General features: G+C 37.9%; 27 protein-coding genes. 22 read left to right on the forward strand and 5 right to left on the reverse strand.

Going from position 1 to position 24,983, the window contains the following annotated elements:
* Positions 1–22 precede the first annotated feature (22 nt).
* The 9 genes from ACIQAA_RS26600 to ACIQAA_RS26640 all read left to right on the forward strand — a co-directional run bounded on the left by ACIQAA_RS26600 (position 23) and on the right by ACIQAA_RS26640 (position 8,484).
* A complete protein-coding gene (locus tag ACIQAA_RS26600; protein ID WP_307196560.1) occupies positions 23–217 on the forward strand; it encodes a hypothetical protein in 195 nt (64 codons plus the stop codon).
* 65 nt (positions 218–282) lie between these two features.
* Entirely contained in the window at positions 283–1,773 is a 1,491-nt protein-coding gene (glpK, locus tag ACIQAA_RS26605) for a glycerol kinase GlpK (RefSeq protein WP_402625812.1), read from the forward strand.
* A gap of 50 nt (positions 1,774–1,823) precedes the next feature.
* Positions 1,824–3,470, forward strand: a complete 1,647-nt coding sequence (locus ACIQAA_RS26610; protein WP_402625813.1) for a glycerol-3-phosphate dehydrogenase/oxidase — start codon at positions 1,824–1,826, stop codon at positions 3,468–3,470.
* 293 nt (positions 3,471–3,763) lie between these two features.
* Positions 3,764–4,030 carry a phosphocarrier protein HPr gene (locus ACIQAA_RS26615; RefSeq protein WP_402625815.1) on the forward strand — a complete coding sequence of 89 codons (267 nt, stop codon included), beginning with the start codon at positions 3,764–3,766 and terminating at the stop codon, positions 4,028–4,030.
* A complete protein-coding gene (gene ptsP, locus ACIQAA_RS26620) occupies positions 4,030–5,742 on the forward strand; it encodes a phosphoenolpyruvate--protein phosphotransferase (protein ID WP_402625817.1) in 1,713 nt (570 codons plus the stop codon). The genes ACIQAA_RS26615 and ptsP overlap by 1 nt, the downstream gene beginning before the upstream one ends.
* A gap of 112 nt (positions 5,743–5,854) precedes the next feature.
* On the forward strand, positions 5,855–6,640 hold the full coding sequence (locus ACIQAA_RS26625) for an SDR family oxidoreductase (RefSeq protein ID WP_402625819.1): 786 nt from the start codon (positions 5,855–5,857) through the stop codon (positions 6,638–6,640).
* Between the two features lie 88 nt (positions 6,641–6,728).
* Positions 6,729–7,202, forward strand: coding sequence for a hypothetical protein (locus tag ACIQAA_RS26630; protein ID WP_402625821.1), 474 nt, complete (start codon positions 6,729–6,731; stop codon positions 7,200–7,202).
* Positions 7,203–7,358: 156 nt separating this feature from the next.
* Complete coding sequence (locus ACIQAA_RS26635) at positions 7,359–8,237, forward strand: NAD(P)-dependent oxidoreductase (protein WP_402625822.1); 879 nt, start codon at positions 7,359–7,361, stop codon at positions 8,235–8,237.
* Between the two features lie 67 nt (positions 8,238–8,304).
* A complete protein-coding gene (locus ACIQAA_RS26640) occupies positions 8,305–8,484 on the forward strand; it encodes a hypothetical protein (protein ID WP_283864333.1) in 180 nt (59 codons plus the stop codon).
* 34 nt (positions 8,485–8,518) lie between these two features.
* Here ACIQAA_RS26640 and ACIQAA_RS26645 read toward each other — a convergent pair whose 3' ends face one another.
* The 4 genes from ACIQAA_RS26645 to ACIQAA_RS26660 form a co-directional block, all read right to left on the reverse strand.
* The gene (locus tag ACIQAA_RS26645; RefSeq protein WP_402625824.1) at positions 8,519–9,673 is read right to left on the reverse strand and encodes an aminotransferase A; all 1,155 of its coding nucleotides are present in this window, start codon (positions 9,671–9,673) and stop codon (positions 8,519–8,521) included.
* A 144-nt stretch (positions 9,674–9,817) separates the two neighbouring features.
* Positions 9,818–10,294, reverse strand: coding sequence for a YkyB family protein (locus ACIQAA_RS26650; RefSeq protein ID WP_402625826.1), 477 nt, complete (start codon positions 10,292–10,294; stop codon positions 9,818–9,820).
* Positions 10,295–10,425: 131 nt separating this feature from the next.
* Positions 10,426–11,301: a metallophosphoesterase gene (locus ACIQAA_RS26655; protein WP_402625828.1), complete on the reverse strand. Its 876-nt coding sequence runs from the start codon at positions 11,299–11,301 to the stop codon at positions 10,426–10,428.
* Between the two features lie 318 nt (positions 11,302–11,619).
* Positions 11,620–12,408: a C39 family peptidase gene (locus ACIQAA_RS26660; protein ID WP_402625830.1), complete on the reverse strand. Its 789-nt coding sequence runs from the start codon at positions 12,406–12,408 to the stop codon at positions 11,620–11,622.
* A gap of 157 nt (positions 12,409–12,565) precedes the next feature.
* On the opposite strand from ACIQAA_RS26660, the gene ACIQAA_RS26665 reads away from it, so the two are divergent.
* From ACIQAA_RS26665 to ACIQAA_RS26725, 13 genes are all read left to right on the forward strand, one after another.
* The gene (locus ACIQAA_RS26665) at positions 12,566–13,777 is read left to right on the forward strand and encodes an EAL domain-containing protein (RefSeq protein ID WP_402625831.1); all 1,212 of its coding nucleotides are present in this window, start codon (positions 12,566–12,568) and stop codon (positions 13,775–13,777) included.
* A gap of 67 nt (positions 13,778–13,844) precedes the next feature.
* Positions 13,845–14,081 (forward strand): hypothetical protein, encoded by a 237-nt coding sequence (locus tag ACIQAA_RS26670; RefSeq protein WP_402625833.1) that lies wholly within the window; start codon positions 13,845–13,847, stop codon positions 14,079–14,081.
* A gap of 187 nt (positions 14,082–14,268) precedes the next feature.
* Positions 14,269–14,763, forward strand: coding sequence for a DUF3993 domain-containing protein (locus ACIQAA_RS26675; protein WP_402625835.1), 495 nt, complete (start codon positions 14,269–14,271; stop codon positions 14,761–14,763).
* 180 nt (positions 14,764–14,943) lie between these two features.
* Positions 14,944–15,180 carry a YkuJ family protein gene (locus ACIQAA_RS26680; protein ID WP_045515459.1) on the forward strand — a complete coding sequence of 79 codons (237 nt, stop codon included), beginning with the start codon at positions 14,944–14,946 and terminating at the stop codon, positions 15,178–15,180.
* A gap of 148 nt (positions 15,181–15,328) precedes the next feature.
* Positions 15,329–15,781 carry a cyclic-di-AMP-binding protein CbpB gene (cbpB, locus tag ACIQAA_RS26685; RefSeq protein WP_402625837.1) on the forward strand — a complete coding sequence of 151 codons (453 nt, stop codon included), beginning with the start codon at positions 15,329–15,331 and terminating at the stop codon, positions 15,779–15,781.
* A gap of 52 nt (positions 15,782–15,833) precedes the next feature.
* Positions 15,834–17,342: an MDR family MFS transporter gene (locus ACIQAA_RS26690; RefSeq protein ID WP_402625839.1), complete on the forward strand. Its 1,509-nt coding sequence runs from the start codon at positions 15,834–15,836 to the stop codon at positions 17,340–17,342.
* 113 nt (positions 17,343–17,455) lie between these two features.
* Positions 17,456–18,340: a transcriptional regulator CcpC gene (locus ACIQAA_RS26695; RefSeq protein WP_402625841.1), complete on the forward strand. Its 885-nt coding sequence runs from the start codon at positions 17,456–17,458 to the stop codon at positions 18,338–18,340.
* A gap of 72 nt (positions 18,341–18,412) precedes the next feature.
* Positions 18,413–19,123: a 2,3,4,5-tetrahydropyridine-2,6-dicarboxylate N-acetyltransferase gene (gene dapD, locus ACIQAA_RS26700; RefSeq protein ID WP_307196544.1), complete on the forward strand. Its 711-nt coding sequence runs from the start codon at positions 18,413–18,415 to the stop codon at positions 19,121–19,123.
* A gap of 62 nt (positions 19,124–19,185) precedes the next feature.
* Positions 19,186–20,304, forward strand: a complete 1,119-nt coding sequence (locus tag ACIQAA_RS26705; RefSeq protein ID WP_402625843.1) for an N-acetyldiaminopimelate deacetylase — start codon at positions 19,186–19,188, stop codon at positions 20,302–20,304.
* Between the two features lie 157 nt (positions 20,305–20,461).
* The gene (locus tag ACIQAA_RS26710) at positions 20,462–21,010 is read left to right on the forward strand and encodes a peroxiredoxin (protein ID WP_179158453.1); all 549 of its coding nucleotides are present in this window, start codon (positions 20,462–20,464) and stop codon (positions 21,008–21,010) included.
* A 65-nt stretch (positions 21,011–21,075) separates the two neighbouring features.
* Positions 21,076–21,531: a TlpA family protein disulfide reductase gene (locus tag ACIQAA_RS26715; RefSeq protein ID WP_402625844.1), complete on the forward strand. Its 456-nt coding sequence runs from the start codon at positions 21,076–21,078 to the stop codon at positions 21,529–21,531.
* Between the two features lie 108 nt (positions 21,532–21,639).
* Positions 21,640–22,545, forward strand: a complete 906-nt coding sequence (locus ACIQAA_RS26720; RefSeq protein ID WP_402625845.1) for a DUF4349 domain-containing protein — start codon at positions 21,640–21,642, stop codon at positions 22,543–22,545.
* Between the two features lie 71 nt (positions 22,546–22,616).
* Positions 22,617–23,276, forward strand: a complete 660-nt coding sequence (locus ACIQAA_RS26725) for a potassium channel family protein (protein WP_402625847.1) — start codon at positions 22,617–22,619, stop codon at positions 23,274–23,276.
* Between the two features lie 36 nt (positions 23,277–23,312).
* Here the strand turns inward: ACIQAA_RS26725 and rnjA are convergent, their stop codons facing one another.
* Positions 23,313–24,980, reverse strand: coding sequence for a ribonuclease J1 (gene rnjA / locus ACIQAA_RS26730; protein ID WP_402625849.1), 1,668 nt, complete (start codon positions 24,978–24,980; stop codon positions 23,313–23,315).
* Between the last annotated feature and the right edge of the window lie 3 nt (positions 24,981–24,983).

Below are 24,983 nucleotides of genomic sequence, written 5' to 3' on the forward strand. Positions count from 1 at the left end.
TGGGAGTAAAGGTGGTGCGTTTATGAACGAACAATTTGTGCAAGAAGTCTTGGAAAAATTAAAAAAAGGTGAGCTATCCGAGTTCTATGTTAAGAAAGAAGATTTTATGGATTTTCGTCAAGTTCTTGTGAAAAGGGATGACTTTAAACATTTTCGGGGCATAGGTCAACGAGGTGGAGATGTCTTATATCAATACCTGGAAGAGCCTAGAAGCTAATGGAGAATAATTTAATCTAGTATTGTAAATAGAAAATAAACCATATAGTGAATAGGGGGATTTTTTTGGAGACGTTTATTCTCTCTATAGACCAAGGGACAACAAGTTCGCGGGCTATTTTATTCAATAAGCAGGGGGAAATTGTTTTTATTGCACAAAAAGAGTTTACCCAGCATTTTCCTAAACCCGGCTGGGTGGAGCAAAATGCAAATGAAATTTGGGGCTCCGTATTATCTGTTATTGCTAAAGTATTGTCTGAAGCTGGAATAAAACCAGAGCAGATTGCTGGAATAGGTATCACGAATCAACGAGAAACTACGGTGATTTGGGATAAGGAGACAGGTGAGCCTATCTATCATGCGATCGTTTGGCAATCAAGGCAAACGAGTGAAATTTGTGAGGAATTGAAAGCACAGGGCTATGATGATCTCTTTCGCTCAAAAACAGGTCTTTTAATAGACGCCTATTTTTCAGGAACAAAAGTTAAATGGATTTTGGATCATGTCGATGGTGCACGTGAAAAAGCAGTACAGGGTAAGCTTTTATTTGGAACCATTGATACCTGGATTGTATGGAAACTTTCAGGAGGACGTGCACATGTAACGGATTACTCCAATGCCTCCAGAACATTAATGTTTAATATTTATGATCTCCAATGGGATGATGAATTATTGGAGATATTGGACGTCCCTAAATCTATGCTGCCTGAAGTTATGCCCTCATCTGCTATTTATGCAAAAACGGTTGATTATCATTTTTTTGGAAGGGAAACGCCCATCGCAGGGATAGCTGGTGATCAGCAGGCTGCACTTTTCGGGCAAGCGTGTTTTGAAAAGGGAATGGCTAAGAATACCTACGGTACAGGGTGTTTTATGTTGATGAATACCGGTGATAAAGCCGTTCAGTCTGAAAATGGCTTATTGACAACTATTATCTGGGGACTTAACGGAAAGGTTGAGTATGGCCTTGAAGGAAGTATTTTTGTTGCGGGTTCTGCTATTCAGTGGCTCCGTGACGGATTGAGGATGTTTAAAGATGCTAAAGATAGTGAGTCCTATGCAGGAAAAGTGAGTTCTACAGAGGGTGTATATGTTGTTCCTGCATTTGTAGGCTTAGGGACACCTTATTGGGATAGTGATGTGAGAGGTGCTGTTTTTGGCTTAACAAGAGGAACGACAAAGGAACATTTTGTCCGGGCTACACTCGAATCTTTAGCCTATCAAACCAAAGACGTACTATCTGCGATGGAAGCCGATTCTTTAATAACGCTAAAAACCCTTCGTGTAGACGGTGGTGCTGTAAAAAATAATTTTTTAATGGAATTCCAAAGTGATATTTTAAATGTACCAGTAGAAAGACCGAAAGTTAGTGAAACCACTGCACTTGGAGCAGCATATCTAGCTGGACTGGCGGTAGGTTACTGGGAAAGCCAGGAGGAAATTTCAAAACTATGGGCAACTGAGCAGAAATTTGTTCCGAAAATGTCTGATGAGAAGAGAAGCAGCCTTTATAATGGATGGAAAAAGGCAGTGGATGCTGCGATGGTCTTTAAATAGATTTGAAAAATTTTTTCAATTATCGTCTTTTTCTATTTAGGAGGAAAAATATGAAGTTTTCTAACATAAATAGGAATGAAAGGATTGAAAGCCTGAAAAAGATGGAATTTGACGTTTTAGTGATTGGCGGTGGTATTACTGGAGCGGGGATTGCATTGGATGCCACAACGAGAGGAATGACAACAGCACTGGTTGAAATGCAGGATTTTGCTTCTGGTACATCAAGCCGTTCAACAAAATTAATTCATGGCGGGCTTCGTTATTTAAAACAATTCGAAGTAAAAATGGTCGCTGAAGTAGGGAAAGAACGGGAAATTGTTTTTGAAAACGGTCCTCATGTAACAAAACCTGAATGGATGTTACTTCCAATCTATCAGGGAGGTACCTTTGGCAGGTTTAGTACTTCCATAGGCTTAAGAGTTTATGATTTTCTCGCAGGTGTCAAAAGAACAGAGAGAAGGGTCATGCTTTCGAAAGAACAGACTTTAGTCAAAGAACCATTATTAAAGAAGGAAGGATTAATTGGTGGTGGATACTATGTCGAGTACCGTACTGACGATGCACGTTTGACGATTGAAGTTATAAAGAAGGCAAATGAAAATGGCGCTCTGCCAATTAACTATACAAAGGTCACTCGGTTTATTTATGAAAATAACACCATAAACGGAGTAGTGGTCAAAGACGAAATAACAGGAACTGAATACGAAATTCGCGCGAAAAAAATTGTTAATGCAGCCGGTCCTTGGGTGGAAGAAGTGCGTGAACTCGATCATTCTAAGAATGGAAAATCGCTGCAACTCACAAAAGGTGTCCATCTTGTCATAGATCAAGGACGATTTCCATTAAAGCAGTCTATTTATTTTGATACCACCGATGGCAGGATGGTTTTTGCAATACCTCGTGAAGGTAAGACGTATATCGGCACAACAGATACATTTTTTAATGGAGATAAACTACAGCCTTTCATAACTAAAAATGACCGTGATTACTTAATCAATGCTATAAATTATATGTTTCCTGAAACGAATATACAAGAAGATGACATTGAGTCTAGCTGGGCGGGGCTGCGGCCGCTTATTTTTGAGGAAGGCAAGAAAGCTTCGGAAATTTCAAGGAAAGATGAAATTTGGGAGTCACAATCTGGGCTGATAACAATAGCAGGAGGAAAATTAACAGGTTATCGAAAAATGGCCGAGGCCGTTGTTAATATGTTAGCGGTAAGTTTGTCCAAACAAGAAAATACCAGTTACACAGCATGTATAACGAAAAAATTGCCTGTTTCCGGTGGTGATGTAGGGGGATCAGCAAATTTTCCTGATTTTATCTCACAAAAAGTGTCAATGGGCGTAGAATCTGGTCTCACTTCAATAGAGTCTAAACAGTTAGCTTCCATATATGGATCAAATATTGAAGAGGTCTTTCATTTATTCCTAGCAAATAGGACAGAGGCGATAAAATATGGCATCCCGGACGTGCTTATTGCAAAGCTTGTTTATGCACTGCATTGTGAAATGGCTGCCACACCAATTGATTTTTTTATGCGCAGGACTGGAGATGTCTTATTCAATATTCATTCTGTCAATATGTATAAAAAACCGGTTATTGAGTATATGGCAGATAAATTAGAATGGAATGAAACTGATAAAGTAAAATATACGAAAGAAATAGAAACTGTTTTGAAGATTGCTTCTGTATGAGCTGCCTATTAGGTAAGCTTTTTTTATGGCTAATTTGTGAACTTTTTCAAAAAAACGATTTGTCGATTTTTTAATGCGCTTACAAAAAGTAATATAGGTTGTCTGTAAGGTTTGAACATGGTATTCTAGCAAATGTATGAAATTCTAATAATAAAATGAGGCTCGCAGCTTACATACTTCATTTCTTTTTGGAGAAAATATAACAATTAGCTCAGTTGTCTTATCTGACTATAAGCTGTTAGAAGGAATAAGCCAGCATCATTTTACATTAATGAGAAGGAGTTTGATTTAACATGGCAGAAAAACAATTTAAAGTAACAGCTGATACAGGGATTCACGCTAGACCGGCAACATTACTGGTACAAACAGCAAGCAAATTTGATTCAGAAATCAATTTAGAATATAAGGGTAAAAAAGTTAACTTAAAATCGATTATGGGCGTTATGTCTCTAGGAATTGGACAAGGTGCAGATATTTCTATCAGTGCTGAGGGAAGTGACAGTGAAGAAGCTTTAAGAAGCCTTGAAGAATTATTGAAAAAAGAAGGACTGGCTGAGTAATGGCATTTTTACAGGGAATTGCTGCTTCTAATGGCATTGCCATTGCAAAAGCGTATCGGCTAGTAGAACCAAATTTATCATTTGATAAAAAGACAATTGAAGATACTGCATCAGAGGTTTCTCGGTTTCAGGCTGCAATAGAGAAATCTAAAGCAGAACTTGAGGCGATTCGTGATCGCGCCCAGATTGAACTTGGTGCTGATAAAGCAGCTATCTTTGAAGCACATTTACTTGTTCTCACGGATCCAGAATTAAATGGACCGATTGAAGATAAGATTAAGTCAGAAAAAGTAAATGCTGAAGCCGCATTAAAAGAAACGGCTGACATGTTTGTTATGATGTTTGAACAAATGGACAATGAGTATATGAAGGAACGTGCCGCGGATATCCGGGATGTTACGAAGCGTGTTCTATCACATTTACTAGGCGTACAGTTGGTAAATCCAAGCATGATTGCGGAAGAAGTAATCATTGTTGCTGAGGATTTAACTCCATCCGATACTGCTCAACTAAACAGACAGTATGTACTAGGATTTACTACTGATATCGGCGGACGCACTTCGCACTCTGCCATTATGGCTCGTTCTATGGAAATTCCGGCCGTAGTAGGTACAAAAACAGCTACAGAAGAAATCAACAATGGTGACTTAGTGATTGTTGATGGTCTGAAAGGTGAAGTACATATCAACCCGACTCCAGAACTTGTGGCAGAATACCGCAATATCCATGAGCAGTTTGAAGCTCAAAAGACTGAATGGGCTAAGCTTGTTAATGAAAAAACGGTATCTGCGGACGGTCATCATGTTGAATTAGCGGCTAATATTGGTACCCCTAATGACTTAAAGGGTGTCCTTGCTAACGGCGGGGAAGGTGTAGGTCTATACCGAACTGAATTCCTTTACATGGGCAGAGACCAGCTTCCTACGGAAGAAGAACAATTTGACGCTTATAAAGCGGTTTTAGAAGGTATGAATGGGAAGCCAGTTGTTGTTCGAACATTGGACATCGGCGGCGATAAAGAGCTTCCATATCTTCAGCTGCCAAAAGAGCTTAATCCATTTTTGGGATTCCGAGCTATTCGTTTGTGCTTAGAGGAACAGGATATTTTCCGTACCCAGCTTAGAGCGCTTCTTCGCGCTAGCAGCTATGGAAACTTAAAAATCATGTTCCCAATGATTGCAACTTTGGATGAATTCCGTGAAGCAAAAGCGATTCTTGAAGATGAAAAACAAAAGCTTATTGCCGCTGGCCAAACGGTATCAGACAGAATTGAGCTCGGAATCATGGTTGAAATTCCATCGACTGCTGTTTTAGCGGATCAATTTGCTAAAGAGGTTGACTTCTTTAGTATTGGAACAAATGATTTAATCCAATATACAATGGCAGCGGACCGGATGAATCAGCGCGTATCTTACCTATACCAACCATATAGCCCATCGATTTTACGATTGGTTAAGATGGTAATCGATGCAGCACACACAGAGGGTAAATGGGCAGGAATGTGCGGTGAAATGGCTGGAGACGAAACAGCGATACCACTCCTTCTTGGTCTTGGCTTAGACGAATTTTCAATGAGTGCAACGTCTATCTTAAAAGCACGTTCTCTAATTAAAAAGTTGACTAAATCCGAAATGGAAAGCCTTGCTAATCAAGTCTTAAATATGCAGACGACCGCTCAAGTAATTGAAGCAGTTAACGCAGCTACCAAATAGAAACGATTTTAAAGAGACAGAATGATTCTGTCTCTTTTTTTGTACATGTTTTAGGAATTAGAGGAAATTTTTAGTATAATGGTGATAGACAGGTTCAAGGAGGATGGATCGGATGGATTTAAATTTGAGCGGGAAATCAGCGCTTGTTATGGCGTCTAGTCAAGGCTTAGGCTTTGCTATCGCAGAACGGCTAGTCAGAGAAGGTACCAATGTAATGATCTCTGGCCGAGATGAGGAAAAACTTATAAAGAAGGCTGCTGAATTAGAATCAATTGGCCTCGGTAAAGTTGCTTTTCAAAAAACAGATATAACGGAAACTGGAGATATTAAAAGACTGGTTTCTAAAACGATTGAGGCATTTGGAAGTCTTCATTTACTAATCAATAATGCTGGTGGTCCACCGGCTGGGACTTTCGAGGATTTAACCGATGATGATTGGCTTAACGCATTTGAACTAAATTTGTTATCCTATATTCGCGTTATCCGTGAAGCATTACCATACTTAAAGGAGCAAGGTGGTAAGATTCTTAATATCGCCTCCTCTTCGATAAAGGAACCTATACCAGGTTTAATACTCTCCAACACCTTTCGAACAGGGATCGTAGGGCTCTCTAAAACATTAGCTTCAGAATTAGCTTCACATAATATTTTAATTAATACGATAGCACCTGGACGAATTGCTACCGACCGTGTGAGACACTTAGACCAATTTACTGCAGATAAACGGGGAGTGGACGTTGAAAGTGTTGAGATGTCGATGAAAGCACAAATTCCTCTAAGAAGATATGGAACACCTGAGGAATTTGCCAATGTAGCAGTATTTCTCCTTTCTGATGCCAATACCTATATGACCGGAAGTTCTTTTTTAGTTGATGGCGGTATGATTAAATCCATTTAACTCTCCGGGGCCTTCTACTAATCAAACTCGTTTAACGTTTATTACCAGTAATAATTGGCTAAGGTAAAAACATAAAGGAGTGTTTATCATGCGGAGAAGTAAAAAGATGGTTATTGTGTTAGTAAGTATGATCCTGTTGGGAACATTACTAACTGGATGTGGACTTCCTCTATCAAAGGAACTAATTGTCAATCGTTACGCGGATGCATTATTAACAAAGAATAACGAACTTCAATTTCGGTTTAGAATTAATAATGAAATATTAGATAGACATGAATTATATAAGGTGAAAGTTACTATTCATGATGATCGCTTGGCTTCAGCAATTGGGAAACGTGAAATCATATACGGTGAAGAACAGGTTCTCAATGGTGAATATTTAGAGGTAAAGGGTAAAAGTGAAAAATATATTTTCATGGATCCGCTTCCGTTAAAAGATGACTTGCACATCCATGAGCTTCAAGCGATGATAGAAAAAAATCAGGCAGTATCAATAGAGATATATAACAATCAAGAAGTTTTTGGAAAGGTCTATTTAACAAATTTTTCGTCTGAGCTGTGAAATGCGTGTTTATCACTTTTTTATCTAGGAGAGACTAAAAAGGTGCATAAATTTGGAGATTGAGCACGATAACCGGAAAGTACTTAGTTCCGGTTTTTTTGCGTTATTAATTATATAATTAGAAGTGAAAAATTGATAATCGGAGGATTGATAAATTTGTTTACTTCAGAAAATACTGTAATTGGCTTTATAGGGACAGGAGTAATGGGGAAAAGCATGGCTGGACATCTGATGCGTGCGGGCTATCCATTAATTGTTTATTCAAGGACAAAGGAAAAAGCGGGAGATTTATTAGAACAAGGTGCTGCTTGGGCGGAAACTCCACGAGATGTGGCTCTAAAGGCGAATGTAATCATTACGATGGTTGGCTATCCCTCCGATGTTGAAGAGATTTATTTGGGGGAAAATGGATTAGTTAATCATGCGAAAGCAGGCAGTTATCTCATCGATATGACAACCTCTGCTCCATCACTTGCAGTAAAAATATTTCAAGCAGCAAAGGGACTAGGCATACATACGATTGATGCACCTGTTTCTGGAGGGGATGTAGGTGCAAAGGAAGCGAAGCTGTCGATAATGGCTGGCGGAGAGGAAGAGCATGTGGAAGCAATAAGACCATTGCTTAATCTGTTCGGCACCAATATCGTTTATCAGGGGAAAGCTGGAGCAGGGCAGCACACCAAAATGTGCAATCAAATTGCGATTGCTTCTAATATGATAGGGGTTTGTGAAGCGATCGTATACGCTGAAAAAGCAGGATTAAACCCAGATTCCGTTTTAAAAAGTATTACGACTGGCGCTGCAGGAAGCTGGTCATTAAGTAATCTTGCGCCAAGAATGCTTGAAGGTAATTTTGAACCAGGGTTTTACATAAAACATTTTATTAAGGATATGAAAATTGCCTTGGATGAAGCTGAGCACATGGACATGGATGTACCAGGGTTAACTTTGGCCAAGAAACTTTATGACCGACTTGCTGAAATGGGCGAGCAAAATAGCGGTACGCAGGCTCTTTATAAATATTGGAAGTCCTAACAGGCTTGTATAAATAGCTCCTGTTTTCAGAAACTATGATAGAAGCTGAAATAGGAGGAAACTTTTTATGGCAAAAAGAACAAAAAAGAATGACCCACAGCAAAAGAATAAAAAGGGATTTGATTCTGCTGTTTTAAATGAAGAATTCGCTCATGAGATGGGCTCAGCAGCAACAAATAAAATTCATAAAGATAAAGCTAAAAAAGAAAAAGCACCTAAAAATAATGGTAAATACAAAGGTCAATAATAAAACTACCCTCACTGCAGCAGTGAGGGTAATTTTATTTTTTCGTATTTAAAAATATCTCTATCCGGTTCAATCCAGTTTCTAACGTTTCTAGTGAACAGGCAAATGATAATCGAAAATAACCTTCCCCGTATTCAGAGAATGCACTTCCAGGAACTACGGCCACTTTTGCTTGATGAACCATCTCTAGAGCAAAGTCAAAACTGTTTAATTGAATGAAGTCAGGGATCTTTACAAAGAAGTAAAAGGCCCCATCAGGCTTGACGACTTGAAGCCCCATTGCAGTTAAACGATTATAAACATAGTCGCGTCTTATGATATATTCCTTTTTCATTGGAATGGCATCATCCATTCCAGTTGTTAAAGCGGCTAAAGCGGCTTTTTGTGCAATTGAAGTCGCACAGGAAACATTATATTGGTGCACCTTTAATATGTGCTTCGTAATGTCTTTAGGTGCATATATGAACCCTATTCTCCACCCGGTCATTGAATGAGATTTTGATAAGCCATTTATTACAATCGTTTTCTCTTTTAAAAACGAAGCAATGGAGACATGTGGCTGGTCATAAGTCAACTCACTGTATATTTCGTCTGCAAGTACGAATATTTCTCTCTCTTTCAAGTAATCAGCTATTTCTTTTAACTCGGTCTCTGTGAGACTGACTCCTGTTGGATTAGATGGATAAGGAATGACAATACAGCGTGTCTTATCGGTTATATAAGGTTTAATCATTTCTAAGGTAAATCGGAATTGATTATCCCTGATATCAACATGAACAGGTACTGCCCCGCACATCCGAATTATGGGTTCATATCCAGGATATATGGGTCCAGGCAAAATTACTTCGGTACCTTCCGCTAATATTGTTCTAAATGTGATATCAATGGCTTCACTTGCTCCTACAGTAACAATTACTTCCGAATCTGGCTCATAAGCCAGCCTGTATTTCTTTGCATAAAAATCGCAGGCGGCAGTTCGTAATTCGCTGATACCCGCATTATGGGTATAGGAGGTGAAATTCTCCTCAATCGCTTGGATGCCCGCCTGCTTGACATGTGCTGGCGTCTTAAAATCTGGCTGACCAATTGTTAACGAAATAACATCATCTATGTGGGATACCATATTATAAAATTTTCTGATTCCTGAAACCTCAATTTCTTGCACTTTGGTATTAATTAAATGCTCCACCCGTGTTCACCCTTCCACTGCTTCATCAATATCTCTGATTATAAACAGATTTATAGAAATATTCTACCATAATGGGCAGGGAGAGCTTAAAGAAGCATATTTCCAAAATAAAATACGTAAAAAAGACGGATGAGTCCGGCTTTTTTACGTATATCTTTCCCCTAACTTTTTAAAAATTGGTTTTTGATAGGGGCCGTTTTTATGTCGGTTTGAAGGTGGCTGCTCGATTTCTTTAATTCCAGTATATGTCTGTAAAATCGATTTTGCCTGGCTCAGTGAAAGTGAGGTTTTTGGATTTCTAACACTTCCATCTAATTTACCCAAATGAGGCAGTTCAGCAAAATCAGACTTTGTAGGAGGAATATGAAAAGTATAGAGACCACATTCAACGAGGACGTCGGATTGTTGTTTACTATTACGTGGATTTTGCGAAAAATGAAGACCTATTTTTTGGGCTTTTCCTTCTTCAATTAACTTTTTTAAAGATTCATGTTTTAATTTGTATAAAAATTTGGGGTTTGGAGCTGTTTTCGCATGGCGATTAACAATAAAGAGAGCTTGTGAGAGGTTATCGATCGTTAGCTTTGCTTTTGTATGGGGGTGTTTTCTATCATCAGTCAAAATAGGTACTCCTTTTATCTTTTATATTGTCTATCTTTATTATTATTAATTGTAAAATAGAAATACAAGAAAGTAAAAACATTATTGTAAAAAATAAAAAAATCCTTATCCAAACAATGGCAAGGATTCTTCTAATCTGTTCCAGAGATGAGTGTAAATACAGTTAATTCAGGTTTCGCCATGAATCGAAAGGGAAGACGAGTGGTACCAATTCCTCGATTTACATATAACGATAAGGGATTGTCCCCGCCAATCAAATATAGACCCTCAGGGTAATTCTGTGCAAACGGCGGGATTACTAGTGCACCAGCAAAAGGTATTTTTACCTGCCCCCCATGACTATGCCCGCTTAATTGCCAATGTATCCCATAATTTAAAGCTTCATCAGCAACATCGGGAGCATGTGATAAAAGAATTTTAAATGAATCCTGAGGTACCTGTCTCATGGCTGTTTCCAAATCAGGTCTACCAAGCATGCGGTCGTCAATACCTAGGAGAGAAATAGAGCTGCCGTCTGTTTGTTTAATTAACAGAGATTCGTTTAGCAAGACAGTAAAGTTGGATAATTCCATTAAGTTCCGATAGATTTCTGAACCATAACCCCCATGATCATGGTTTCCGTAAATACAATATTTACCGATAGTGGCATTTAATTGCTGCAAGATTGGAGCGACTTTGTTAATTTCATCATATTTATTCGGTTCGTCCAATAAATCTCCTGTAAAAAAAATTAAGTCAGGCTCCAGTTGATTAATTCTTTCTGCCAATTTTTTAAATTGGTTTACATTATAATGGAACCCTAAATGTGTATCACTAAATTGGACAATTTTCATGCCGTTAAAACTAGTGGGGATTAAGGAATGTTTGATTTCGAGTTTATTAATTTCTAAAAGTGAGGGTTCAATTCGATTGGCATAAAAGTAACCGCCTGAACCAAGACCGAGAACTGTGAGGAATGTACCAAAGGTACGTTTCAAGAAAGTTCTCCTTTTCATTTTTTTTGCCATATTTTTCAACCAGCCTATCTCCGATTTTATATCTAGTAATTAAAAGAGAGTCATTCGTATTTTCGTTAAATTTGGACCATTTTGCAAGTAAAATGATAAGGGATTTCTTAAATAAAAAAGGTATATATTAGTTCATATTCTAAAATGGATAAAAAATACATAAAAAGCAGCCATTTTTGGCTGCTCTTATGATCCTTTGTCTAGCTCCAGCGCCTAGGGGCTCGGGGTCATAAGCCAAGCCGTCAAAAAGGTTAAAGAGCAACCTTTCTGCCGGCTCGTCTTATGCCTGTCGCCCCTGTACAAGGCGCTTCTGCTTTTCTACTTATAGCTTATAGCCCTGCTCTGCAGCGCTTTCCAGGATTCAATAAATTGATTTTTTTCTACCCTTACTTGTTTTTTGCCGGAAAGTGGATCATTCAAATATACATAGTTTGCATCATAACCTACAAGAACTACGGCATGCAGATCAAGAGGTGTTTTTATTACTTGCTGCCCATGATTCCATGACTCCCAGCGATCAGGTAACCGATAATCTCCTGTTGTCCAAACTACTACGGGATATCCAGCAGAAACATGCTCGAGAACTCGTTCAAATGGCTGATTGGTTAAATTTATCGCTCTCCCTGGCAGCTTTTGGTTCACGAGTGCTTCCATGGGTTTATCAAAGACGGCATAACCGGCCTGCCTTCCGGTCATATCTCCAACAAAACCATCCGCAGGGTTGCCCCAATTCAATATATCGCCGTTTCCCGCCTTTCTAATAGGGTCGGGATCTTTTTGAATGGAACGATACAAATCCATTTTGTCCGTTTTAACACCTGCATGATTTAACACCATGGCAAGGCTTGTCACTTCACACCCATATCTGAGTTCTGGATTTTGTTTTATTAATACAACATCCAGCATGATTGAATCCTTCTTGGCTGGTTGATTGGTAACTTCTGTTTGATCAGCGGCTGGGTTTCCCGTTTTCCTGATAGAAGGGCTCGGTACCTGTTCATATATTTCCGTGTATCTTTGTTTCTCTGATTGTTGTGAAACGGTATCATCGGTATTGTTGCATCCAAAAAGTGGAAGAATTGAGACCATTAAAAAAAGTTTTTTCAAAAGGTTTCCTCCAATCATATGGACTTGGTTTTATCATTTGTTGTTTCAGATTTGCTATGATGGTATCCTGTTGGAAAAGAACAAGATATGCAAGTTGAGCGTATTGTATATTAGGGTATGGTATAATGAGGAAAATCTTTTTCTGGAGGGTACTTGAATGGATGCATTGGATATCCTAACGGATCTTGAAAATGTCATTCCTTATTTTCAACCAATTTTTAGTGCCGATGAGCAGCGTGTTATAGCATATGAGGTTTTGGGCCGGTATCAATCTGAAGGTAACATCATGAGTTTAGGTCAATTTTTTCTTGATGACCAAATTCCAGATGAATACAAATATGAAGTTGATCTACTGATAGTCCAGAAAGCATTAGACCTTGCAATCGGGCTAGAAGATGATGTCAGTATCTATTTGAATCGTGATGCCGATCTGCTTATGTATCGACATGGAGAGCCTTTTCTACAGGAACTGCTGGCTTTTGAAAAAAGAGGATTGAATTTAAAGAGAATAGTCCTTGAAATTTCTGAAGGCAATTATAAGGGTGATTTTGCTCAGCTGGATCATTTATTACAATACTATCGTACGTATGGCATTAAGGTTGCAATTGCCAGTATTGATAGTGATACCAATTACTTTGAGCGGATTGGCCAATTAAATCCAGAAATCATTAAAATAAATCTACAGCCTTTAAAATCAAACGCAACCGCATCAAGCTTTACCGATGTCCTATTTTCTCTGTCATTATTAGCAAGGAAAATTGGGGCCACATTACTATTTGAAAATATAGAAATGAGTTATCAGCTTCAATTCGCATGGAAAAATGGCGGGAGATATTACCAAGGTTTTTATCTTCATCCACCTGCACCGGAGTTTATTGACCGGGATTTACTAAAAGAGCGATTAAAAGGGAAATTTCATGAATTTATTGCCTATGAGAAGAGAAAGCTTGAGGCCATTTATTCAGCCGCTGCATATTTCCAAAATAAAGTACAAGACATCTTAGTAAAGAATAAAAAAGCTAATTATGAGGATTTATTTACGTCACTCGCGAAGGAAATGGATGGGATTGCATTCCGGATGTATGTATGTGATGAAGATGGTTTTCAAAAATCTTCTAATATCTTTAAAGGAGAAAACGGCTGGTTTACACAAAAAGAATATATCCTAAAAAATTGGAGCTGGCGCCCATATTTTTTAGAAAATATTATCAAAATGAGAAATGAAGGAAAAGGAATACTTTCGGATTTATATAGTGATATCGAGTCCGGGGAAACAATACGAACCTTTTCAATTCCTATAAATGGAAACAACTATTTATTTATTGATATTACCTATCAGTATTTGTTTGACCATGACCAGTTGTTATAACTCAACTGCATAGAATGATTCATACAGTGGAACTTTAATAGTAACTTGATTAAAGGAGAAATCGCTCATGAATCTATTTGTTAATGCACTATCCATCGTTATTGTAGGTGTTCTTGCGGTTTCGCTTGTGTATACATTGGTTGTTGCCAGAAAACAAAAGGCTGCTGAAGGAGACATCGATACGAATATCCCTAAGCCAGTACAAAAACATATTTACCTTAGCAATCCGATATTTTTATCATATGGTATATTTTTTGCCTTGGTTCTTTTTATCATCCTTTTTTGTGCAATTACCTTTTTATGATAGGGCCTCCTTTGAGGGCCTATTTTTTGTAAAGATTTTTCGAGGAGTTATCTAGAAATAATCGAAAAATTTGCGGTTAAATGTCTTTTGCTGCTGTATTTTTGCGATTTTTTTATGCGTTTGGATGGAATATTTGTTGTTAAAATGAATAATAACATAAGTTTCTGAAAGAACAGGGGGAAAGGAAATGAAGAAAACGTTACTAATACTTCTCATAGTACTATTATTAATACCTTTGTCTCCAAACGCCAAAGATAGTCTAAGCAATAAAAATGATGTTTTTAGCTTCTTACGGGAAGCTTTTCAGGCTCAAATCTCTCTTAGTGATCAAACCAGAACGAAACAAGAAATCAGTGATGTATTAAGCCCTTATTTTTCAGATAAATATCAAAAAATGTTTTGGAACGAGAATATTTTCGAAGAAGAGGGTAAATTCGTTACATATGGCTCAGATTTTGCATTTTATTACATTCCATTTTTCGAATATTCAAAAGAAACAAAAGTAGTCATCTCCTCAGAAAGTATTTATGTTCTCCAATTTTTTCCTTCAACAACCGAAGGCCCGGTAAGTTATGCAGACCATTACGAGGGCATTTTGTTAAAGAAACTGGATGGCGGCTGGAAAGTGGATGAATATTTATATGATAATATCCCTAAATCGATTATGGATAAAGCCTATTGAAAAAAAGTTCCCATTTTTTTCATTTTTACTTGGACAAATGCTCTCTGTTATTTTATTCTTTTAATATTGGCATATTTGCTATTGAGATTATTACTGGAAATAATCCATAAGGATAGAAATAGGCTAAAAGAGAAACATAACAGTAGAAAGTTTGCTTGTGTTTGAAAGGAGACGGAGCATATGTCACAGCTTCAAGGGATATTAACCCGGTTAAAAAACCTTCAGGAACAGTCTAATGGAGGTGAACCGGCACAACGCTATTTCGAAGTGAATGGCGAAAGAAAGTGTCAGGTAACATTTCATCCCAAAACAGAAACATTTGAGTTGGAAATATATAATGAAAAGGAAAAGCCAAAGCGTTATCAATTTGATAATGTTGACATGATTACAATTGAAATTTTTGATTTAATCCAGTAGGAACCGGTATCGGTTCCTATCTTTTTCTGTTTTTTTATAAAGGCTACTTTCGTTTTAAGAAAAGAGCTTTATAATAAAAAAACCCAGTTCTCCAAAAACTATGGTAGAATATACATGTGGTATAACAAACATTGAGGAGTTTTCGGCGATGATAAGTCTTCACAGTGGAGAATTTTTAGAGATAGATATTCGAAAATTAATGATTCCATCTGAGCGTGTTGCTCATGTACAGGTTGGAAATAATCTAGAACATGCCTTATTAGTGTTAACTAAGAGTGGATATACAGCAATACCTGTACTAGATCCCAATTATAAATTACATGGTCTAATTAGTACCCCAATAATAATGGATTCCATTCTCGGACTTGAAAGGATAGAATTTGAACAACTTGAAAAAAAAAGAGTGGAAGAGGTTATGAATGTATCTGTTCCACGTGTTAAGGTTTCTGCTTCCATTAGAACCTGTCTAAGGCTTTTAGTAAATCATCCTTTCCTTTGCGTAGACACGGAGGATGGTTATTTCGAAGGCATATTGCCGAGAAGTACTGTGTTAACACAGTTAAATTTAGCTGTTAATAAAATGAATAAAAGTGATAAATAAGGCTCCCAAAAGGGGGCTGTATTATTTTCCCTGAGAAAGTAGTGGTGTGAAAATGAGTGCTCCGATTTCCCAGCCTAAAAGAGGAAAGACAAATAGACCACTTGTTCTAGCAGCAGTGATGCTTGCCATGTTCATGGGAGCAATAGAGGCAACGATTGTTTCAACAGCCATGCCGGCAATTGTGGCTGAATTAGGCGGCTTTACTCTCTACAGTTGGGTTTTTTCAGCTTATCTATTAATGAATGCGGTAACAGTGCTCATTTATGGCAAATTATCAGATTTATTCGGCAGAAAACCTATTCTCTTTATCGGAATCATTATTTTCCTAATTGGATCCATTCTTTGCGGATTTGCCACGTCGATGGAATCCCTTATCCTTTTCCGGTTAATCCAAGGGTTTGGGGCAGGTGCTGTTACGCCTATCGCCACCACTATTGTTGGCGATATCTATTCAGCTGAAGAAAGAGCCCAAGTCCAGGGTTACCTAGCAAGTGTATGGGGAATTTCTGCTGTTACGGGACCAGCTGTGGGTGGATTGCTGGTTCAGTATGTAAGCTGGAATTATGTATTTTGGATTAACATTCCACTGGGGATTCTTTCTTTGATTGGTATTGGAGTCTTTTTGCATGAAAACGTTGAGAAGAAAAAACACAAAATTGATTACATAGGTGCGTTTTTATTAACTATTTCTATCTCATCATTAATGTTTTTACTGGTTGAGGGCGGCGGACGGTGGTCCTGGGACTCCTGGCAAATCATGAGTTTGGCGGTCCTATTTATCATTACCATTAGTATCTTTGTTTTTCATGAAGGCCGCGCTAAAGAACCTGTAATGCCGTTTAATATCTGGAAAGAACGCTCTATTTTTGTTGCTAATGTAACAAGTTTAACGACAGGAATCATGTTAATCGGGATTTCGAGTTTTCTCCCTACATTTGTTCAGGGGGTAATGGAACAATCACCGATTGTTGCAGGTTTTACATTAACAGCCATGTCTATTGGCTGGCCGATCGCGTCTACATTTTCTGGAAAGATGTTAATTACTTTCGGATACCGTAAAACCTCTCTTATAGGCGGTGCAGCCTTAATCATTGGCAGTGTGGTATTTGTAACCATGACTTCATCCTCAGGACCACTCTGGGCGGCTGCAGGTTCCTTTATTGTTGGGGTTGGTATGGGTTTAACGTCAACTGCTTTTATCGTCTCTATACAGAGCACCGTAAGCTGGCAGCAAAGAGGTGCTGCAACCGCTGCTAATATGTTCATGAGGAATCTAGGAAACACAATTGGTGCCGCGTTACTTGGAGGAATTCTTAATAATCGGCTTGCAAACTACCTAAGTGTAAATGCTGACAGGACAGAGGGAAAACTAACTGTGGATTCGGCAAACCTTTTATTAAAGGAAAATGAACGAGTAAATTTACATGTATCAGTGAAAGAACTGCTTCAGGAAGGGCTGACTCAATCCTTACATTGGGTATATTATGTAGTTCTTACCTTTGCCATTATAAGTTTAATCCTGATATCTTTCATTCCCAAACAAAACCGTGGCTCTGTATAAAATATGCAGGGCTTTTTTTCTGATTAAAAAAATACCTTAGTAATGAAAAGTTTTAATTTTCTCTATATAATAAAGGAATGCGGATATTTAATAAAGTATAAAGGTGGATGGCTTTGTCCTCAATATCTGAATTTCACTTGTTATCTGTTTTAGCTCAAGAGATGAATATGCGTAAAGCTTCGGAGAGACTTTTCGTATCACAGCCAGCATTATCACAACGGCTGCAAACTATAGAGAAAGAGTGGGGAACGAAACTATTTATCCGCTCACAAAAAGGACTTGCCCTTACTCCAGCAGGTGAACATGTCATTTATTTTGTAAACGAGGTTCTTGTTAAAGAAGAAAAGGTTCGGGAAACGATACACTCCCTTCAATCGGGAGTATCAGGAACATTGAAAATTGCAGTAGCTTCAATCGTTGGTCAAAATTGGCTGCCGCCGGTTTTAAAAAAATATAGTGATACCTATCCGCAGGCAAAAATTTCACTTATAACTGGGTGGAGCAGTGAAATACTGAGAAGTTTATATGATGATCAAGTACATATTGGTATCATTCGAGGAATGCCAGATTGGAAAGGGGTAAAAATTAAACTATTCAGCGATCCGCTCTTTTTAGTTGATCGAGATATTACCAGACCTGAACAGTTACTAGAAACAGACAGACCTTTCATCCAATTTAAAAGCGATTCTAATTATTATCAAGAAATACAAGATTGGTGGATGCGCCAATTCAAAACCTCTCCGAAAAGAACAATTGTCGTTGATCAAATCGAGACATGTAAGCAATTAACCTTTAATGGTTTAGGGTATTCAATCTTACCGGGCATAACCTTGAATAATAGTGAAAAAGAAATTTATAAAATTCCGCTATTAGATGAAAATGGTGATTCTCTTCAACGGGATACATGGCTGCTTGCGTATGAGTCTTCCTTTAAACTCAAACAAGTGCAAGCGTTCGTGGATCTCATTAAAGAACATAGCAGTCAAAGCAGCGAATGATTATGTTCAATTTTCTTGTTTTCAATACTTTTGTTTGGTAAAGTAAATCTAATTAAATTTGGAGGTAGTATTATGAAAATGATGGATGCAAATGAAATTATTTCTTTTATTCAAAACAGTAAAAAATCAACACCAGTAAAGGTTTATGTAAAAGGTGATTTAGAAGGTATCGATTTTGGAAGCAATTCTAAAACTTTTATTAATGGTAATACGGGTGTAGTATTTGGTGAATGGTCTGACATTAACCCAGCTTTAGAATCAAACCAAGCAAAAATTGAAGACTATGTAGTTGAAAATGACCGCCGAAATTCAGCGATCCCATTATTAAATACTAAAAATATTAATGCTCGAATTGAACCAGGAGTGACGATTCGTGACCAGGTAGAAATTGGAGATAATGCTGTTATCATGATGGGTGCCGTTATTAATATTGGTGCAGTTATTGGCGAAAAAACCATGATTGACATGGGTGTTGTTCTAGGTGGAAGAGCTACGGTTGGAAAGAACTGTCATATTGGTGCTGGTACCGTTTTAGCTGGTGTTATTGAACCGCCATCCGCACAGCCTGTTATAATCGAAGATGATGTGCTAATCGGTGCAAATGCAGTGGTATTAGAAGGAGTTAGAGTTGGACAAGGATCAGTGGTTGCTGCTGGTGCAGTGGTGACGAAGGATGTTCCTCCGTATACTGTCGTAGCTGGTACCCCTGCAAGAAAAATTAAGGATATTGATGAGAAAACAAAATCCAAAACAGAAATTATGCAAGAACTTCGCCAGCTATAAACTTAAGACAGTGTAAAGCGTGGATAATCTCCACGCTTTCTTTCTAGTAAAGGAGTAATAGAATGAACCCTTTTATAAAAATTCGACGTGATCTGCATTTAATTCCTGAATTAGGCTTTCAAGAATATAAAACTCAAGCTTATTTATTATCGTATATAGAAAATTTATCACAAGAGAGGATATCCATTAAAAAATGGAAAACTGGACTTTTCGTAAAAGTTCATGGTTTACATCCAAAAAAAACCATTGGTTACCGTGCCGATATTGATGGTTTGCCAATCGTTGAAGAAACGGGGTTAGAGTTTTCTTCCACCCATACGGAACAAATGCATGCCTGCGGCCACGATTTTCATATGAGTATTGCTCTTGGTGTGTTAACACATTTTGTCAATAATCCCATTGAAGATAACATTTTATTTATTTTTCAACCTGCAGAAGAGGGACCAGGCGGTGCAGAACCGATGCTGAAATCCGACATTATGCAGGAATGGAAACCAGATATTATTTTTGCCTTACATATTGCACCAGAATATCCTGTAGGATCTATTGCCCTAAAAGAAGGGTTACTATTTGCTAATACATCAGAGTTATTTATCGACCTAAAAGGAAAGGGAGGGCATGCCGCATATCCACATTTAACAAATGATATGGTAATCGCTGCCTGCTCGCTTGTTGGTCAGTTGCAAACAATCATCTCCCGGAATGTTAATCCATTAGATAGTGCAGTCATTACCATCGGTAAAATCACTAGTGGAACGGTTCAAAATATTATTGCAGAAAAGGCTAGACTCGAAGGAACGATTCGTACACTTTCAGATGAATCCATGGATAGGGTTAAGAAACGGATCGACGCGGTGGTAAAAGGGATAGAGACCAGCTTTGAATGTGAAGCTGTCATTGATTACGGTGCAATGTATCACCAGGTATACAATGATGAGAATATAACGAGAGAATTTATTCAATATATGAGGTCACAAACCACTATTGATGTTATTGAATGCGAAGAGGCAATGACAGGTGAAGACTTTGGATACATGTTGAAGGAAATTCCGGGACTAATGTTTTGGCTCGGAGTGGATTCGCCGTATGGACTGCACCATGCCAAATTAAATCCAAAGGAAGAGGCCATAGAGGTTGCAATCAATATTCTCACTAGCTATATGACGTATAAAGGAAATTGATATAAACACTCTTCTAAAATGCGTTTTATTTTATTCTAATGTATAAAAATGTTAAACTGAAAATTAGAAAAGATTGTTAGATATCGTCGTTTATTCTGTTTGTAAATAGGGTAAACCATTTAAGGGACTATTTATTAACTATTTGGAGGGATTAGACATGCCAGAACGTATGGTAGCAAAGCAAGCACCTAGATTTGAAATGGATGCCGTATTACCAAACAAAGAATTTGGAAAAGTAAGCCTTGAAGAAAACATGAAAAACGATAAATGGACTGTGTTGTTCTTCTATCCAATGGATTTTACTTTTGTATGTCCAACGGAAATTACTGCAGTTTCTGATCGTTATGAAGAATTTGATGATTTAGATGCAGTTGTTATTGGTGCTTCTACTGATACAATACATACACACCTTGCTTGGATTAATACAGACCGCAAAAACAATGGCCTTGGTGAACTGAACTATCCATTAGCTGCAGACACTAACCACGTTGTTGCACGCGACTATGGCGTTTTAATTGAAGAAGAAGGAATTGCACTTCGCGGCTTATTTATCATCAGCCCTGAAGGTGAATTAATGTATTCTGTTGTTAACCACAACAATATCGGCCGTGATGTCGATGAAACATTACGTGTTCTTCAAGCATTACAAACTGGAGGTCTTTGCCCAGCTAACTGGAAACCAGGACAAGCTACTCTTAATGCTTAATTCTTGCATCTAAAAGATAGACCTAACCCTTCTGAGTTAGGTCTTTTTTAAAAAGGGGATATGTCATGAAACTACGTGAGCCAATGCCAGAATTAACTGGTGCCGTTGAATGGTTAAATGGAGAAGTTACAAGAGAGGATTTAGTGGGCGATAAACCTACACTTTTTCATTTCTGGTCAGTCAGCTGTTACTTATGTAAAGAGGCTATGCCGCAGGTTAATCAATTCCGTGATCAATATAAAGATAAATTAAATGTAGTTGCAGTCCATATGCCTAGATCTGAAGAGGACTTAGACTTAGAGCAAATCAAGCAAGTGGCAGCAGAGCATGGAATCAATCAGCCTATTTTTGTTGACAGTGAACATAAACTAACAGAAGCATTCGAAAATCAATATGTCCCTGCCTATTACGTATTTGACCGTGAAGGCAAACTCCGCCACTTCCAAGCAGGCGGAAGCGGCATGAAAATGCTCGAAAAGCGGGTCAACCGTGTACTAGATGAATTAGAAAAAACAGAATAAACAATGAAGGGCTGTTCGTTATCCAACGAGCAGTCTTTTTTAATTTTTTGTAACCATCCCAATTATTTAACGTCGGTATTAATAAATAGACAAATGGGGGTTATCGAAATGAAAAAGGTGACCGGATTAATGGTTTTCCTTTCTTTGATTCTGTTTCTATCGGCTTGCAGTTCAAGCAGTAAAAGTGAAGAATCAAAGATGAGCAGTGACAGCAGTGCAGGTATAGATTCAGGAGAGCCCGCTAAGGAAGAAAAGTCACAAGTATCATTTGATAATAATGCAAAACTAGAGAAAGCTGCTCCGGCCGAATTAGAAGTACCTGACCAAATGGTTATTTACCAAGCAAATTTACAGCTTCGTGTGAAGAAATTTGAAGAAACCCTGCAAAACATAGAAGAACAAGTAATAAAGTATGGCGGCTATATTTCTGAGTCCAATGTATCGAAGGACGGTGAAGAACAGGTAAGCGGGCAAATTACTGTTCGTATCCCCCAAAAGAATTTCCAGGCTTTTTTGCATGATGCAGAGGGGCAGTCAGCGGAGGTTCTGCAAAGAAATATTACTGGTACAGATGTTACCGAAGAGTATGTCGACCTTGACTCAAGACTAAAGTCAAAAAGAGTAGTGGAAGAACGGTTAACATCCTTTATGCAATCTGCACAAAAGACAGAAGATCTGTTGAAAATTTCAGCAGACCTCGCTGCGGTACAAGAGGAAATTGAAACGATTCAAGGCAGAATAAAATTTTTAGAAAATCAGACTTCGCTATCTACCGTTCATCTTTCACTTTTTGAAAATAAAGTGATTGTACCTAATCTTGAAGATGAAGATCTTAATACCTGGGATAAAACAAAGAAACAATTTATGAAAAGTACAAACATGCTGTTAGCAGCCATATCAGGGGTATTTGTTTTTATAGTTGGTAATATGCCTATATTAGTAATCCTGGCGGTGGCAGCTGTTTTCATTTACCTATATATAAAGAAGCAGCGGAAAAGGAATGGTAACGGATAAATAAGTATATCTAACTAATTTGGATATGCTAAAATGAAAATGATTAATTGATTTTGCTGGGGGAGTTTTTAGTGAGAAAAAATTTTGCAGTTATTGGACTTGGCCGTTTCGGCGGCAGCATATGTCGTACTCTTTCAGATGAAGGTTTTGAAGTACTGGCAATAGATAAAAATGAAGAAAGAGTTAATGCCTATGCCATGATAGCTTCTCATGCTGCTGTGGGAGATACAACGGATGAGGCAGTCCTAAAAAGTCTAGGTATTCGAAATTTCGATCACGTGATCGTAGCGATTGGTGATGATATTCAATCTAGTATCTTAACCACTTTGATCTTAAAAGAGCTAGGGGTAAATCATATTACCGTTAAAGCGCAAAATGATTATCATGAGAAAGTGCTTGTGAAGATAGGCGCTGATAAGGTTGTCCATCCTGAACGAGATATGGGAAGAAGAATAGCTCATAATATGGCTTCTAGCAGTGTGTTGGATTATCTAGAGTTATCGGATGAACATAGTATCGTTGAAATCGTGGCAAACAATAAGATAAGCGGACACACAATCATTGATTTAGACATTCGTAAGAAATATGGATTAAATATTGTCGCCATTAAAAGAGGCATGGATATCATCGTGTCTCCAAAGGCAAATGAAGATATCCAAGCAAACGATGTATTAATTGTTATTGGTACAGATGAAGATATTGATCGTTTTGAACGTAAGGTAATGCAATAAGAAAAGCGGAAGCGCCTTAAGGTGCTTCCGCTTTTCTTATACTTCCATAATGATTGGTAAAATCATTGGTCTGCGTTTTGTTTTTTCGTAAAGGAACGGTGCTAATGTATCAGTAATTTCATTTTTAATTTCTGACCATTGACTTGTTTTTCGTTCCATCACCTTATTTAAATGCTTTGTAATCAGGTTTTGAGCATCGTTAATTAAATCACCTGATTCTCTCATATAGACAAACCCTCTAGAAATTAAATCAGGACCTGAAGCAATTTTGAAGTCCTTCATATTAATGCTCACTACGACAACGACTAATCCTTCTTCAGAAAGGATCCGTCTATCACGTAGAACAATATTTCCGATGTCACCAATACCGCTGCCATCAATATAAACGGAGCCTGAAGGAATTTTCCCTGCTACTTGCGCACTGTTTTCAGAAAGAGCTAAAACTTCACCATTGTCCATAATGAAACAATTCTCTTCTTCTACACCACAGTCAACAGCTAGTTTCGCATGCATTCTTTGCATTCTATATTCTCCGTGGATAGGCATAAAGAACTTTGGTTTAATCAAACGGAGCATTAGTTTTTGTTCTTCTTGTCCGCCATGACCTGAGGTATGGATATTACTAAGCTTTCCGTGTATAACTTCAGCACCTGCTCGGAATAACATGTTAATCGTTCTATTTACACTAATTGTGTTTCCAGGTATCGGTGAAGATGAGAATACAACAGTATCTCCTGGGATAATTTGAATCTGTCTATGCGTACCATTTGCAATCCTCGATAAGGCAGCCATAGCTTCGCCTTGGCTTCCAGTACATAAAATGGTTACCTTGTCTGCAGGAAGGCGGTTGATTTGATTTGCTTCGATAAACGTTTCTTTTGGTGCATTTATATAGCCAAGCTCTTGACCAATCGTAATCGCCGATTCCATACTGCGGCCAAAAACTGCAACTTTTCTGCCGTTAGCAACTGCGGCCTCAACTACTTGCTGCAATCTGTAAATATTTGATGCAAAAGTAGCGAATATAATCCGTCCTGACACCTTTCGAAAAATGTCATCAATACTTTCGCCAACGAGACGTTCAGACATCGTAAATTCTGGAATTTCACTATTTGTACTATCTGATAATAAACATAGTACGCCTTCTTTTCCGATTTCAGCCATTTTGGTTAAATTAGCAGGTTCACCGACTGGTGTGAAGTCAAATTTGAAGTCGCCAGTATGGACGACTTGTCCTGGCGGAGTTTTTACAACGATCCCGTAGGAATCTGGGATACTATGTGTTGTTCGGAAAAAAGAAACAGATGTCTTGCGGAACTTGATCACATCATCTTCTTGAATTGCATTTAACTTTGCCGTTCTTAAAAGCCCATGTTCTTCAAGTTTATTTTTAATCAGTCCTAAGGCAAGCTTGCCGCCATAAATGGGAATATTTACTTCTCTTAACAAATAAGGAATACCGCCAATATGATCCTCGTGTCCGTGGGTAATAAATAATCCTTTAATCTTATCTTCGTTTTTTACTAAGTAGGTATAATCGGGAATAACATAATCAATCCCTAATAACTCATCCTCTGGGAACTTGATCCCTGCATCAATCAGGATTATTTCATCCTGAAATTGTACTGCATATGTGTTTTTTCCGATTTCGCCCAAACCACCCAAAGCAAAAACAGCGGTTTGGTCATTTTTTACAAATTTCATAAA

Source organism: Neobacillus sp. NPDC093182, from assembly GCF_044754045.1.

What these genes read in the sequence shown, in the direction of transcription:
- ACIQAA_RS26600 (WP_307196560.1), top strand. Translation starts at nt 23, where the DNA reads ATGAACGAACAATTTGTGCAAGAAGTCTTGGAAAAATTAAAAAAAGGT.
- ACIQAA_RS26610 (WP_402625813.1), top strand. Translation starts at nt 1,824, where the DNA reads ATGAAGTTTTCTAACATAAATAGGAATGAAAGGATTGAAAGCCTGAAA.
- ACIQAA_RS26615 (WP_402625815.1), top strand. Translation starts at nt 3,764, where the DNA reads ATGGCAGAAAAACAATTTAAAGTAACAGCTGATACAGGGATTCACGCT.
- ptsP (WP_402625817.1), top strand. Translation starts at nt 4,030, where the DNA reads ATGGCATTTTTACAGGGAATTGCTGCTTCTAATGGCATTGCCATTGCA.
- ACIQAA_RS26625 (WP_402625819.1), top strand. Translation starts at nt 5,855, where the DNA reads ATGGATTTAAATTTGAGCGGGAAATCAGCGCTTGTTATGGCGTCTAGT.
- ACIQAA_RS26630 (WP_402625821.1), top strand. Translation starts at nt 6,729, where the DNA reads ATGCGGAGAAGTAAAAAGATGGTTATTGTGTTAGTAAGTATGATCCTG.
- ACIQAA_RS26640 (WP_283864333.1), top strand. Translation starts at nt 8,305, where the DNA reads ATGGCAAAAAGAACAAAAAAGAATGACCCACAGCAAAAGAATAAAAAG.
- ACIQAA_RS26655 (WP_402625828.1), bottom strand. Translation starts at nt 11,301, where the DNA reads ATGGCAAAAAAAATGAAAAGGAGAACTTTCTTGAAACGTACCTTTGGT.
- ACIQAA_RS26665 (WP_402625831.1), top strand. Translation starts at nt 12,566, where the DNA reads ATGGATGCATTGGATATCCTAACGGATCTTGAAAATGTCATTCCTTAT.
- ACIQAA_RS26670 (WP_402625833.1), top strand. Translation starts at nt 13,845, where the DNA reads ATGAATCTATTTGTTAATGCACTATCCATCGTTATTGTAGGTGTTCTT.
- ACIQAA_RS26675 (WP_402625835.1), top strand. Translation starts at nt 14,269, where the DNA reads ATGAAGAAAACGTTACTAATACTTCTCATAGTACTATTATTAATACCT.
- ACIQAA_RS26680 (WP_045515459.1), top strand. Translation starts at nt 14,944, where the DNA reads ATGTCACAGCTTCAAGGGATATTAACCCGGTTAAAAAACCTTCAGGAA.
- cbpB (WP_402625837.1), top strand. Translation starts at nt 15,329, where the DNA reads ATGATAAGTCTTCACAGTGGAGAATTTTTAGAGATAGATATTCGAAAA.
- ACIQAA_RS26690 (WP_402625839.1), top strand. Translation starts at nt 15,834, where the DNA reads ATGAGTGCTCCGATTTCCCAGCCTAAAAGAGGAAAGACAAATAGACCA.
- dapD (WP_307196544.1), top strand. Translation starts at nt 18,413, where the DNA reads ATGAAAATGATGGATGCAAATGAAATTATTTCTTTTATTCAAAACAGT.
- ACIQAA_RS26705 (WP_402625843.1), top strand. Translation starts at nt 19,186, where the DNA reads ATGAACCCTTTTATAAAAATTCGACGTGATCTGCATTTAATTCCTGAA.
- ACIQAA_RS26710 (WP_179158453.1), top strand. Translation starts at nt 20,462, where the DNA reads ATGCCAGAACGTATGGTAGCAAAGCAAGCACCTAGATTTGAAATGGAT.
- ACIQAA_RS26715 (WP_402625844.1), top strand. Translation starts at nt 21,076, where the DNA reads ATGAAACTACGTGAGCCAATGCCAGAATTAACTGGTGCCGTTGAATGG.
- ACIQAA_RS26720 (WP_402625845.1), top strand. Translation starts at nt 21,640, where the DNA reads ATGAAAAAGGTGACCGGATTAATGGTTTTCCTTTCTTTGATTCTGTTT.
- rnjA (WP_402625849.1), bottom strand. Translation starts at nt 24,980, where the DNA reads ATGAAATTTGTAAAAAATGACCAAACCGCTGTTTTTGCTTTGGGTGGT.